This window comes from Gymnodinialimonas phycosphaerae, assembly GCF_019195455.1.
Lineage (GTDB): Bacteria > Pseudomonadota > Alphaproteobacteria > Rhodobacterales > Rhodobacteraceae > Gymnodinialimonas > Gymnodinialimonas phycosphaerae.
The window spans coordinates 2,023,808-2,036,498 of sequence record NZ_JAIMBW010000001.1; the positions used below are offsets into that span (position 1 = coordinate 2,023,808).

General features: G+C 64.1%; 11 protein-coding genes. 5 read left to right on the top strand and 6 right to left on the bottom strand.

Translation table 11 applies throughout. The features are described 5' to 3' along the window. Positions 1–108 precede the first annotated feature (108 nt). Both KUL25_RS09985 and KUL25_RS09990 read left to right on the top strand, forming a co-directional pair. Positions 109–870 carry an SDR family NAD(P)-dependent oxidoreductase gene (locus KUL25_RS09985; protein ID WP_257892814.1) on the top strand — a complete coding sequence of 254 codons (762 nt, stop codon included), beginning with the start codon at positions 109–111 and terminating at the stop codon, positions 868–870. Positions 871–1,020: 150 nt separating this feature from the next. Next, a complete protein-coding gene (locus KUL25_RS09990; RefSeq protein WP_257892815.1) occupies positions 1,021–2,304 on the top strand; it encodes a DUF3422 family protein in 1,284 nt (427 codons plus the stop codon). A gap of 86 nt (positions 2,305–2,390) precedes the next feature. Here KUL25_RS09990 and KUL25_RS09995 read toward each other — a convergent pair whose 3' ends face one another. Continuing rightward, a complete protein-coding gene (locus KUL25_RS09995) occupies positions 2,391–3,935 on the bottom strand; it encodes an AMP-binding protein (protein ID WP_257892816.1) in 1,545 nt (514 codons plus the stop codon). A 34-nt stretch (positions 3,936–3,969) separates the two neighbouring features. Beyond that, positions 3,970–4,464, bottom strand: a complete 495-nt coding sequence (locus KUL25_RS10000; RefSeq protein ID WP_257892817.1) for a hypothetical protein — start codon at positions 4,462–4,464, stop codon at positions 3,970–3,972. A gap of 100 nt (positions 4,465–4,564) precedes the next feature. Here KUL25_RS10000 and moaA point away from each other — a divergent pair, with 100 nt between their 5' ends. Further along, entirely contained in the window at positions 4,565–5,575 is a 1,011-nt protein-coding gene (gene moaA / locus KUL25_RS10005; RefSeq protein WP_257892818.1) for a GTP 3',8-cyclase MoaA, read from the top strand. 167 nt (positions 5,576–5,742) lie between these two features. On the opposite strand, the gene KUL25_RS10010 is transcribed toward moaA, so the two are convergent. From KUL25_RS10010 to argE, 4 genes are all read right to left on the bottom strand, one after another. Further along, complete coding sequence (locus KUL25_RS10010) at positions 5,743–6,198, bottom strand: thermonuclease family protein (RefSeq protein WP_257892819.1); 456 nt, start codon at positions 6,196–6,198, stop codon at positions 5,743–5,745. Positions 6,199–6,370: 172 nt separating this feature from the next. Continuing rightward, on the bottom strand, positions 6,371–7,534 hold the full coding sequence (locus KUL25_RS10015) for a M20 aminoacylase family protein (protein WP_257892820.1): 1,164 nt from the start codon (positions 7,532–7,534) through the stop codon (positions 6,371–6,373). A gap of 82 nt (positions 7,535–7,616) precedes the next feature. After that, on the bottom strand, positions 7,617–8,960 hold the full coding sequence (locus KUL25_RS10020; protein ID WP_257892821.1) for an NAD(P)/FAD-dependent oxidoreductase: 1,344 nt from the start codon (positions 8,958–8,960) through the stop codon (positions 7,617–7,619). Continuing rightward, positions 8,957–10,108 carry an acetylornithine deacetylase gene (gene argE, locus KUL25_RS10025; protein ID WP_257892822.1) on the bottom strand — a complete coding sequence of 384 codons (1,152 nt, stop codon included), beginning with the start codon at positions 10,106–10,108 and terminating at the stop codon, positions 8,957–8,959. The genes KUL25_RS10020 and argE overlap by 4 nt, the downstream gene beginning before the upstream one ends. Positions 10,109–10,373: 265 nt before the next feature. Here argE and KUL25_RS10030 point away from each other — a divergent pair, with 265 nt between their 5' ends. Continuing rightward, entirely contained in the window at positions 10,374–11,375 is a 1,002-nt protein-coding gene (locus KUL25_RS10030) for an ABC transporter ATP-binding protein (protein WP_427854483.1), read from the top strand. Then, positions 11,368–12,618, top strand: coding sequence for an ABC transporter ATP-binding protein (locus KUL25_RS10035; RefSeq protein WP_257892824.1), 1,251 nt, complete (start codon positions 11,368–11,370; stop codon positions 12,616–12,618). The genes KUL25_RS10030 and KUL25_RS10035 overlap by 8 nt, the downstream gene beginning before the upstream one ends. Positions 12,619–12,691 lie beyond the last annotated feature (73 nt).

Consider the following 12,691-nt stretch of genomic DNA (forward strand, 5'->3'; position numbering starts at 1 on the left):
ATCGGTATACTGCGACATATCGTTTCGTAAGACTGGGATGCGCCAAGCCGGGTCGCGCCCGGCTGAGGTGCACCGGGCTGGCATGAATCAATTGAAGGGCGAATGCGCATGGATCACACAGGACACCACGCGGTTGTGACGGGCGGCGGCACCGGCATCGGGCTGGGGATTGCCCTCGGCTTGGCGGATCTCGGGGCGCATGTCACCATCACCGGGCGCGACAAGGATCGGCTGGCGGCCGTTGCCTCACAGCATCCGCGCCTGCACCCATTGCAGATGGATGTCGCCCATGAGACTTCGGTGCGCGACGGCATCCAGCAGGCCTCAGAGCTGCGCGGGCCGGTCGCGATCTGCGTGGCCAACGCGGGTATCGCCGAACCCGCCGCCTTCCGCCATGAGACCCTGGCCCATTGGCGCGCGACCATGGCGACCAACCTCGATGGCGTCTTCCTGACGTTCCAGGCCGCATTGGCCACGTTGGACCGCGACGCCTGGGGGCGGATGATCGCGATCTCGTCCATCGCGGGTTTGCGGGGCCTCAAGGGGGCCTCGACCTACACGGCCTCCAAACATGGGGTCATCGGGCTGGTGCGGGCCTTGTCCGAGGAATATCTCGGCTCCCAGACGACATTCAACGCGGTCTGCCCGGGCTACGTGGACACGGCCATCGTCGAGCGCAACGCGGCGCAGATTTCCGAAAGCAGCGGCATGAGCGCGGCAGACGCCCGCGGCCTGCTGGCACGCGGAAACCGGCACAAGCGGTTGCTTGACACCGACGAGGTCACCGCCACGGCTCTTTGGCTTTGCTCATCCGCAGCGCGCAGTGTGAACGGGCAAGCGATCCAGATCGCGGGCGGTCAGGTCTCGTGAAACGCAATTTGTTCCACCAAATCCAATGCTTGGCGCGTTCGGTATACCATTGCACCCCGACAACCCTTTCAAATCATTGAATTTTCCGACTTTACATGGGCTCAGATGCCGCTAAGTCTTCCCTAACGCACTATCGGGACGCCGCGCGCCATGCCGCTGAAAGACCATCCGCTTCGCTATCAGCTTGCCAATGAGCTGCACGCCCGCCCCTTTCCGACTTTGGTCAGCCCGGGTCAGGCCGTCTATCTGGCGATCAAGCAGCCCAAGAACTCCGCCAAGCGAGATCGGGGGCTGGACCGCGCGCATCTGCTGGCGCTGCTGGACCGGTTCGGCGCGCAGCACCCCAGCCCGGACGCCACGCATTACTTCGCGAAACTAGGCCGCTTTCACCTGAAATGGGAAAGTCACACGGAATTCGTGACCTACACGGCGTTCATGGAAAACGCCGTAGACAGGCCCTTTGATCCTGCCGCCTGGGATGTCTTCCCCGAAGATTGGCTGGAGGAGGCGCCGGGCGTGCGCCTCACTTCGGCCCATATCCGCTTTGCCAAAGCCCCGGCGGCGGAACGCGAGATATCCGAGCAGATCAACGAGTGGTTTGTGCCCGAAAGCCTTGCCGCCTCCCATGTGTTGGACAAGACCGCCATCGTGGCGGGCGATTTCCGCATCGACAGTGCCGGGCACATGCGCTTTGCCGTTTTCACCCAAGATGGCACCGGCAACCGCCGCATCGGCCGTATCGTGCAGCGGATTTGCGAGATCGAGACCTATAAGACCATGTCGATGTTGAGCCTGCCGCGCGCCCGCGCGATTTCGCACCGGATGGGCGAGATCGACGCCTCGCTCTCAGGCCTGATCAACGATCTGACCGGTGATCTGGCCAAGCCCGACGAAACGCTGGACGCGCTGCTGGGGGCGGCGGCAGAGTTGGAGCAATTGCAGACTGAAAGCTCGTTCCGGTTCGGCGCGACACGGGCCTATGAGGCCCTGGTGAACCAGCGCATTGAAGTGCTTCGGGAAGAGCGCTTTCAAGGCCGTCAGACCTTCGGAGAGTTCATGATGCGCCGCTTCGATCCCGCGATGCGCACCGTGAAAGCAACCGAGCGGCGGTTGCAGGGCATGACAGACCGTGCGATCCGGGCGGGCGATTTGTTGCGGACGCGGGTGGACGTCGATCGGTCCGCCCAGAACCAGCAATTACTGGAATCGATGGACGCGCGGTCCGATTTGCAGTTGCGGTTGCAGAAGACTGTCGAAGGCCTCTCGATCGTGGCGATCAGCTATTACGCCGTCTCGCTGATGGCCTATCTGTTGGCACCGCTGGCCGAGCCGCTTGGGGTCGAGAAAACGCTTTTGACGGCCTTGGCGGTGATCCCGGTGGTGGCAGTTGTCTGGCTGTCCTTGCGGGCGATCCGGCGATCCATCGAGAAATAGGGATTTCCCCGACTGCGTCGGCGACCCGCGGGGGGCCAGCCCCCCGCACCCCCCGGCATTTTCACGGAACAAAGAGGGGCAGTCATCTAACGCAGGGCGCGGCGGAGGATTTTACCGGTGCTCGTCATTGGCAAGCTGTCGGCGAAGATGATCCGGCGCGGCACCATATGGGCGGAGGCCTTGGTGCGAACGAGCTGCTTCAGCGTTTCCTCAAGATCAGTGGTGTCAGTGCCCGGACGCAGGACGACATGGGCCACGATGACCTCGGTGCGGACCGGATCCGGCTGGCCCACCACGGCGGCAAGGGTCACATCGGGATGGGTGCAAAGCGCCTGCTCGATCTCCACCGGGCCGATGCGATACCCGGCCGACGTGATGACATCGTCATCGCGGGAATGAAACACCATCTGGCCATCGGCAAGCAGCGTGGCAAGGTCACCGGTACGCAGCCAGCCATCGCGGATCTTCCGCGCTGTTGCCGCCGGTTTGTTCCAGTATCCCAGCATCATCACCGGGTCCGGCGCATGCACGCAGACCTCGCCGACCTCGCCCGCAGCGACAGGCACGTCGCCGGGACCAAGGACGGCAACCTCGTGACCGGGGACCCCCAGGCCCATCGCGCCCGGTGTGCGATCCATCACGCCGTCGCAGGCCGCCACAACCAGATTGGCCTCGGTCTGGCCGTAGAATTCGTTGATCGGGCAACCAAGCGTACCGCGCCCCCAGTCAAGGAGGTCCGCACCAAGGGCCTCGCCCCCCGACCCGACGGCGCGCAGCCGCAAGGTGCGCGGCACCCTGGCCTGCTGCATCAGGCGCAGGGCGGTGGGCGGCAGGAAGCTGTTGCTGACCCCCTCGCACGCCATCAGGGCAAAAGCTGCGTCCGGGTCGAACTTGGCGAAGCGGTGCGAGATCAACGGCGCGCCGTAAAAGAGGCAGGGCAGCGCCATGTCCATCAGCCCCCCGATCCAGGCCCAATCCGCGGGGGTCCACCCGACATCGCCCGGTTGCGGGAAGCCCGCTTGCGATAATTCCATGCACGGCAGATGCCCATAGAGGAACCGGTGCGCGTGAAGCACGCCCTTGGGATCGCCGGTGGTGCCTGACGTGTAGATCATCACGGCGGGATCATCGGCCTGGGTCGCGGCAATGCGGAAGGCCCGGGGCCCCTGGGCCATGGCATCGTCGAGGGACATCTCGGCCCCGCGCTTGGTCGTCGACAGGATGACCGGCGCATCCGTGACCGCGCGCAGCTTGTCCTCCACCGCGCCTTCGACGATTACCGCCTTCGCGCCGCTATCGGCCAAGCGGTAGCGCAAGGCATCCTCTCCGAAGAGCGTGAACAGCGGCAGCGACACGGCCCCCACCTTATGCGCCGCCAGATGCGCCACCAGCACCCGCGGGTTCTGCGCCATCAAGATCGCAACGCGGTCGCCCCGCCGCACGCCGCGCGCGGCCAGAACGGCGGCAAGACTGTCGGAGGCGACTTTCAGCTGGCCATAGGTCCAGACTTCATCGGGCGGGCCGATGTGCCTGATCGCGACCTGATCGGGCGCGGTGCGGGCCCACCGATCACAGCAGACGTCGGCAATGTTGAGCCGCGTGGGAATGTCCCACGCGAAGCCCGCGCGCATGTCTGCCCACGGGCCGAGGCTGGGAATCAGCCGATCAATCGGCAATCACGGTGACCGTGGGCAGCGACGTAAGGTTCAACCCCAACGCCTGAAAGGCGGCCAGCGACAGGCGCGAGCCCGATCCACGTTCGCCCCCCGAGGGGCGGGCCGTGACCTCTACCGTGGTGCCGTTGGGGGCGACGACAGTGACCACCCGCTCTCGGTCGACCAGCGGTGTCTCGATCCACAGGCCGGGCTGGGTGGCGTCCCCAAGGCTCGCCACGGTGAAGCCGCGCACGGAATCGCCGGTCGCGATGTCGCCTGCCGCCACGGCGGCGGCGCGGGTGGAACTGTCGGCGGGGGCGATGTCTTCTGCCGCGGCCTCTCCGGTCACGGCCGCGGTGATCACCTCGCCTGTCGCGGCCTCTTGCGGGGCGTTGCGACCGCCGAAGCCGCTGCCCGGGCCATCACCGCTGAACAATCCGCCAAACCCGCCATTGGCGCATCCCGCCAGGGCAAGGACCGCCAGGATCGAAATCGCTCGTGTCATGCTCGCACCTCTCAACACGTTTTGCGCCAGACTAGGCGCGCACCGATCCGTGATCAACTGCTGGCTTGCACGCCCCCCGGTCGCCTCCTACTGTCGGCCCATGACACAAAGCGCCCCCCTTATCGATCCCTTCGCCCGCGCCATCACCTATCTGCGCGTGTCGGTCACGGACCGCTGCGATTTCCGCTGCGTTTACTGCATGTCCGAGAACATGCAGTTCCTGCCCAAGAAAGAGCTTCTGACGCTGGAAGAGTTGGATCGCATGTGTTCCACCTTCATAGGTCTGGGCGTGCGCAAGCTGCGGATCACGGGCGGTGAGCCGCTGGTGCGGCGCGATATCATGACGTTTTTCGAAGGCATGAAGCGCCATCTGGACAGCGGCGATCTGGCCGAGCTGACCTTGACCACCAACGGCAGCCAGCTTTCCCGCTTCGCCGAGCCGCTTTATGCGGCGGGCGTGCGGCGCATCAACATCTCGCTCGATACGATCGACGAGAAGAAATTCGCCGAGATCACCCGTTGGGGTCGCCTGAAACAGGTGCTGGAAGGTATCGACGCAGCCCTGGCCGTGGGGTTACACGTGAAAATCAACGCGGTCGCCCTGAAGAACTTCAACGAGGATGAGCTGTTCACCCTGCAAGAATGGTGCCTGGCACGCGGGATGGACCTGACCTTCATCGAGGTCATGCCAATGGGCGATCTGGGCAATGAAGACCGGTTGGATCAGTACTGGGCCCTGACCGACCTGCGCGCGCGCCTGGCCGAGCGGTTCACGCTCACGGATCTGGCCGAGCGGACCGGCGGACCGGCGCGCTATGTCCAGTTGAACGAGACGGGCCAGAAGATCGGCTTCATCACGCCGCTGTCCCACAATTTCTGCGAGTCGTGCAATCGCGTGCGGCTGACCTGCACCGGCCAGCTTTACATGTGCCTGGGACAGGAAGACATGGCCGACCTGCGCGCGCCGCTGCGCGCCAGCGACGGCAACGGCCCGCTGGAAGACGCCATCCGCGCCGCCATCGGTCGCAAACCCAAGGGCCACGACTTCGACTATTCGCGGCAGGTGGCGGACGGGCAGATGTCACGACACATGAGCCATACGGGGGGGTGAGCAGCGGTTCGGGCCATGCCCGATGAAAGGTCCAGTGGACCTTTCAAGCTGCGAACGGGCGGAGCCCCGGGGGAAACTGTTCGGGCTGAGCCCCGGGCCGGGCGGAACGTCCAGTGGGACGTTTCGGGAAAATCATGGGCGGAGCCCCAGACCTAACGTGAATATACTCAGTCCACAGGACACCACGGGTTAATGTCTTGATTCCGTTCGTACGGAACCAGAAAACCGCGCCGCTCCATCAGTATGGTGACTGAAAAGGCGCGTTCGTCAGCAACGCGATCAACGTCCGCCACAATTCTTCCGAAGAAGCTATCTGGTCCGACGTCTCTCAGTTCCACACGTTGTCCTTCGGGGAGTAGCTCCATCAACTCGACCCGCGCTAAGGTCCCCTGTAGTCGCTCTTCCTCGCAGCCAGGCCGTAGCACTTCAGGCGCATCCACTCCCCGTAAGCGAACGCTTACGCTCGAATTCAGATTGGGCCAAATCTCGACCTGCGCCACGAACGTATCCCCGTCGATTACCCGCTGAACCGTCCCCACATACGGCCCCTCGAAACGTTGTTCTTGTGCCGCGCACGGCGTTGCGAATACCAAAGCCATTGACGCAAGGAATGCCATTTTCATGTCCAAATCCCTTTCGATCCCTGAAGTCCCGTAGTCCGTTGGACGCACGAGGCTTACCCCCCTGCGGAGAGCGCTGCAAAACCTACTCAAAGGTAAACACATCTATTAAATGCAATTATTACAGTCGCCTAGACATCTGCTCAAGCTTGAGCAGGGCCACAACTGCGCCGTTTTAAGCAGCCGGCATCCGCTTCTCCACAATCTCTGCCCACCAGCTACAGCCCGCCGGGATCGCTTCGTCGTTGAAGTTGTATTTGGGGTGGTGGACCATGGCCGTGTCGCCGTTACCCACCAGGATGTAGGCGCCCGGGCGCTCTTGCAGCATGAAGGCGAAATCCTCGCCGCCCATCACCAACTCCACGTCATCGCACCCGCCCGAAACGCTGGTGGCGACCTCTGCCGCGAAGGCCGTCTGCTCTTCCGAGTTCACCATGACCGGGTAGCCCTTCACATAGGTCACCTCGGCCCGGCCGCCCATCATCGCGGCGGCCCCTTCGCAGATCTCGGGGACACGCTTGGCCGCCAGATCGCGGTTCTCTTCCGACATGGTGCGCACGGTGCCGCGCATGGTGACGGTTTCAGGGATCACGTTGAATGCTTTGGACTCGGTCTCCAGCGAGGTGACGGAGACAACGATCTGGCTGACCGGGTCCGCGTTGCGCGCGACGATGGTTTGCAGCGCGGTGACTGCGTGGGCCGCCATGACGGTCGTATCAATCGTGGTGTTGGGTTTGGCCGCGTGCCCGCCCTTGCCCTTGAACTGCACCTCGAACGTATCCGTGGCCGCAAAGAACGCGCCCGCACGAATGCCGAAGGACCCCACCGGCTTGCCCGGCCAGTTGTGCATCCCGTAGACCTCATCGATGCCGAAACGGTCCATCATGCCGTCGTCGCACATCTCCTTGCCGCCGCCGCCGCCTTCCTCTGCCGGTTGGAAGATCACCGCGACGGTGCCGTCGAAATTGCGTGTCTCGGCCAGGTACTTGGCCGCCCCCAGTAGCATCGCCGTGTGGCCATCGTGGCCGCAGGCATGCATCGCGCCCGGCGTCTTGGAGGCATAGTCCAGCCCTGTGTCCTCGAAGATCGGCAGCGCGTCCATGTCGGCGCGCAGACCCAGCGTCTTTCCGGACGTGTTCGTCTTGCCCTTGATGATCCCCACCACGCCCGTACGGCCAAGGCCGGTGACGATCTCATCACAGCCGAACTCCTTCAGCTTTTCGGCCACAAGGGCCGAGGTGCGGTGCGTCTCGAAAAGGATCTCGGGGTTCTCGTGCAGGTCCCGGCGCCATTCGGTGATTTCGGGCAACAGTTCGGCAAAGCGGTTCTTTACTGGCATGGTTCTTCCCCTGTGTGAGATGTCTCAAAGAAGGTGACACCGGCGCGGGCCGCCTTCAAGGGCCTAAAAGGCTGGCACGTGCCTAAAGATTTGGCCCGGGCCGCAGCTTGGACCCATCAAGGAAACGCGCCATGCCAAAGCGGTTCAGGTCGTGGCCGGGCGCGTTGCCTTGCGCCATATCAGCCAGTATGCGCCCAAAGGCGGGGCCGATGCCGAAGCCGTGGCCGCACATGCCGGTAGCGACCATCAGGCCGGGCAGCTTTTCCACGTGATCGACGACCGGAACGACATCTGGCAGCACGTCGATCATCCCCGCCCAGGCGGCCATCGTCTCCACATGACCCACCTGGGGATAGGCCTGTGCGAAGCGGCGCTTGATTTCCGAGATCTTGGCGAGGCTTGGCTGCGGGTCGAGCACGCGGAGGCGTTCAAATGGGGTGCGCTCCTCGGCTGACCATTTTCGGGCCGTGCGAAGGGCATCGGGGTAATCGCGGGGCGCGGGGCCGCGCAGGTAGATCTCGAAGTCGCCGGTCAGGGCCAGCGGCAGGTAGCGGCGGATGTGGCGGATCACGTCTGGGCCAGTGAACAACTCGCCATAGGCGGCGGGCGCAAGGGTGTAGCCGCCATCCGCGCGGGGCCGCATGGCAAGGCGGTCATCAACGGCGGCCGTGCTGAGGACTTGCGGCAGCGGCTGCGTGGCCATCACCGTCGAGCGCACGGAAAGCTGTGGAATATCGACACCATGGCGACGCAGGAACAGCGACGACCACGATCCGCCCGCCAACACCACCTGCCCCGCCTTCACGCGGCCCGCCTCGGTCACGACCCCGGTCACACGGCCCGCCTCGATATCCAATGTGCGCACGGCGCAATTCTCGATCACCCGCGCGCCATCGGCCTGCGCCAGACGCGCCAATTCGGGCACGGCGACCCACGGCTCGGCCTTCATGTCGGTGGGCGTGTGCATCCCGCCAACCCAGGGGCCGTTGGGGTGGCCCAGCGCCTCCATCAGCTTTTCACGCGTCATGATCCGGGACGAGACGCCATAGGCCCGCGCCATCTCGATCCATTCTTGGTACCCGGCCAGTCCCTTCATATCACGGGCGAAATAGGTGACGCCCATTTGCCGCAGGCCCAGCCTGCCCTGCGCCTCGGCGTCAAGGTCTTTCCACAACTCCTGCGCCTCAAGCGCGATGGGAATCTCTGCCTCATCGCGGCCCTGCACGCGGATCCAGCCCCAGTTCCGGCCCGATTGCTCGGCAGCGACGCGGCCTTTCTCCAGCACCACGACCGAGAGGCCCGCGCGCGCCGCAAAAAGCGCCGTCGACACGCCCAGAACCCCGCCACCGATCACAGCAAGATCGACGGCATCGGGCAAGTCATCACGGAAATGGACCGGCCTGCCCGCGTGGAAGGGAAACGTCATGCGACCTCGGACAGCAGCTTTTCGATGAAGGCTTCGCCCTGTTGGAACTGGTCGACGGTGATGAATTCATTGGCCTGATGCGCCTGCTCGATAGAACCCGGGCCACAAACCACAGCGGAATAGCCCGCCGCCTGGAACTGGCCCGCTTCGGTGCCGAAACTGACGACCCCGCTGGAGTTCAGGCCGGTCAGCTTGCGCACCATCTGCTCGGCCTCTCCGTCTGGCTCAGCACGCAGACCGGGCACGTCCCAGCGCGGGGTGACGCGGATTTCGGCTTCGGGGCGGACGGCCTTCATGCCCGCTTCGATCCGGGCGATCTCGGCCAGGATCTTATCGCGCCATTCGGCGATGGACTCCGTCGGCAAGGCCCGCAGGGACAGGACAAACATGCAATCCTTGGCGGTGATGTTGTGGGCGGTGCCCCCTTCGATCACGCCGACATGCAGCGTGGAATAGGGCGGATCGAAGGGGCTCGCCGGATCGGCGGCAGCGGCGGAGGCTTCATTCACCTCGTTGGCCCATTGGATCAGACGCGCGGATTCCATCACCGCCGAGACGCCCTTGTAAGCCAGCGAGGAATGCACCTCGTAGCCCCGGAAATGCAGATCGAACCCGGTGCCACCCTTGTGACCGTTGATGATGCCCATATCGGTGGGCTCTCCGATGATGGCGAACGAGGCGCGCGGCAGCCCGGCCATCGCTTCGATCATTGGGGGCGCGCCCACGCAGCCGATTTCCTCGTCGCGCGACAGGGCCAGTTGCAGGGGCCGCGACACGCCGCGCCGCTTTGCCTCCACCACCCCCCAGATCGCCAGCGCATCAAACCCCTTCATGTCGCAGGTGCCGCGCCCATAAAGCTTGCCGTCCTTCTCTGTCACCCAGAACGGATCCGTGTCCCAGGCCTGCCCATCGACCGGAACCACATCAGTATGGCCCGACAGGACAATCCCGCCGTCCACCTCGGGGCCCACATGGGCGAACAGCGACGCCTTCTGGCCTGTCGCATCCATGTCCCGGGCGCTTTCGATGCCATGGCTGGCCAGATAATCGGCGACCCAATCGACCAGTTCCAGGTTGCTGTCACGGCTGACGGTGGGAAAGGCCACCAGCTTTGATAGAAGATCTCGCGGAGAGAGGACTTGGGTCATGGGAGCATCCGATTTTGTGCGCGCAGGCCATTCAACCCTGAGCGCACGCTGCGAAGTCGTCAAGGCCACCCGCTGATCGCGACGCCCAAAGAATGGGCGCCCGCCTAATTCCCATGCGTCAACCGGCACGTAGACCCTTGCGGGATGAAAATTTCATGTTAGCGTCAACGGTATAGAGCGCCCGTTTCGAGAGATCGAACAAAGGGCAGCCGTATCCGACAGGTCAGGGGGACCTCCACATATGCCCGATGGGGCCGATTCTCAGATGCCGAACGGGGCAGATCGTTACGTATTGGACGTCCGCGATCTAAAGACAGTGTTCCGCACCCGCCGTGGTGAGGTGCATGCCGTCAATGATGTCAGTTTCCGCCTGAAAGCCGGAGAGCTGTTGGGGGTTGTCGGGGAATCGGGCTCGGGCAAGTCCGTGACGATGATGTCCCTGATCCGCCTTCTGCCGATGCCGCCCGCTGAAATTCGGTCCGGCACCGTTGAATTCGGCGACATGGATCTGATGCAGATCACCGAAGACCAGTTGCGCGCCGTACGTGGCGCGCGCATCGGCATGGTGTTCCAGGACCCGATGACATCGCTCAACCCCGTGTTCAACGTCGGCTACCAGTTGATGGAGCCGCTGCGCAAACACATGGGGCTCGACAAGGCCGCCGCGCGCAAGCGCTCGGTCGAATTGCTGGAACTTGTGGGGATCCCCGATGCCGAACGGCGCCTGAAGGATTATCCGCACCAGTTTTCCGGCGGCATGCGCCAGCGTGTGATGATCGCCATCGCGCTGGCTTGCGACCCGGAGGTTCTGATCGCGGATGAGCCGACAACGGCGCTGGACGTGACCATTCAGGCGCAAATTCTGGAACTGGTGAAAGAGCTGCGCCAGAAGCTAGGCATGGCGATCGTCTGGATCACCCATGACCTGGGCGTGATCGCGGGCATCGCCGACCGTGTCATGGTCATGTACGGTGGCCAGGTCGTGGAAGAGGGCCCGGTGCGCAAGCTGTTCAGCAACCCCAGCCACCCCTACACGCGGATGCTGCTGGAGACTGTCCCCAGCATCACCGGCGAGCGTGCCGACCGGCTGCAAGTGATCCAGGGTCAGCCGCCGATGTTGGGCGCACCGCCAAGCGCCTGCTCGTTCCGCGACCGCTGTCCCCACGCCTTCGACCGCTGCGCGCGTGAAAATCCGCTGCTGGAAAATGTCGGTGAAGACGAACACAATGCGGCGTGTTTCTGGGACGGAGGCTCGACTGATGTTTGATGGTCCCTCCACGCGCAAGCTTGTCGAAGTCCGCAACCTGCGCATGTATTTCCCGATCTATACCGGCCTGTTGCGCAAGCACACGGGCGACGTGAAGGCCGTCGATGGCGTGAACTTCGACATCTTCGAGGGCGAGACCCTCGGCCTTGTGGGCGAAAGCGGGTGCGGCAAATCCACCTGCGGGCGCGCCGTCCTGCGGCTCCATGAGCCGACGGGCGGCTCGGTCCAGCTGGAAGGGCAAGAGCTTGGCTGGGGCAACATCGTGGCCCGCGACATCGCGCGGCGCGCGGAACGCGTCGCGACAATCGGCTTCTTTGTCGGCGCCGCCCTGATCGTGGGCCTGTTGGCGATGACCGGCCCCGCCCTCTGGGCCTTGCTGATGTCTCAATGGCTGCTCTTCCCTGTTGCGCTTGCGGCCTTGGTCGGCGCGCTTTGGGCCGCCTATGCCATCTCCAGATCGATGTACCGGGCGGCCGCGTCGCGAAAGGCGGGTGTGTCGCCCGAGGATTTCGCCCCGTCCGAGCGCGCGTTACGCGCGCTGCGGCCCACCATGCAGATGGTGTTTCAGGACCCCCAGGCATCTCTCAACCCGCGCATGACCGTGGCCGCGATCATCGGAGAGCCCCTTTCCGAGCACACCCGGATGTCCAAGTCGGAACGCGACGCGCGCATTTACGAGCTGTTGGATGCCGTCGGCCTAAACCGTGATTTCGCCAACCGCTACCCGCACGAGTTTTCCGGCGGCCAGCGCCAGCGTATCGGGATCGCGCGGGCCTTGGCGCTGAACCCCAAGTTCATCGTCTGTGACGAGCCCATCGCGGCGCTGGATGTGTCGATCCAGGCGCAAGTCGTGAACCTGCTAGAGGATTTGCAGGAAAAGATGGGGCTGACGTATCTGTTCATCTCCCACGACCTGTCGATGGTTCGCCATATCGCCGACCGCGTGGCGGTCATGTACCTTGGCAAGGTGGCCGAGTTGGCGCCGCGTGACGCCTTGTTCAGCGATCCCCTGCATCCCTACACCAAGGCGCTTTTGTCCGCCGTGCCCGAACCGGACCCCGCGTTGCACGACGTGGCCGAACGGGTGATCCTGCAAGGCGATGTCCCCTCGCCGTCAAACCCGCCCAAGGGGTGCAACTTCTGCACCCGCTGTCCGGCGGTGATGGACGTGTGCCGCATCGAGGACCCCGAAATGAAAGAGGTGCGCCCGGGCCGTTTCGTCGCCTGCCACCTCCACACCTGATACCAAGAAGATCGCCACAAGGCGGCGGCCCAGAGGCAGACCAAATCTGGTAAGATCCAAAAGAGCAAAAAAG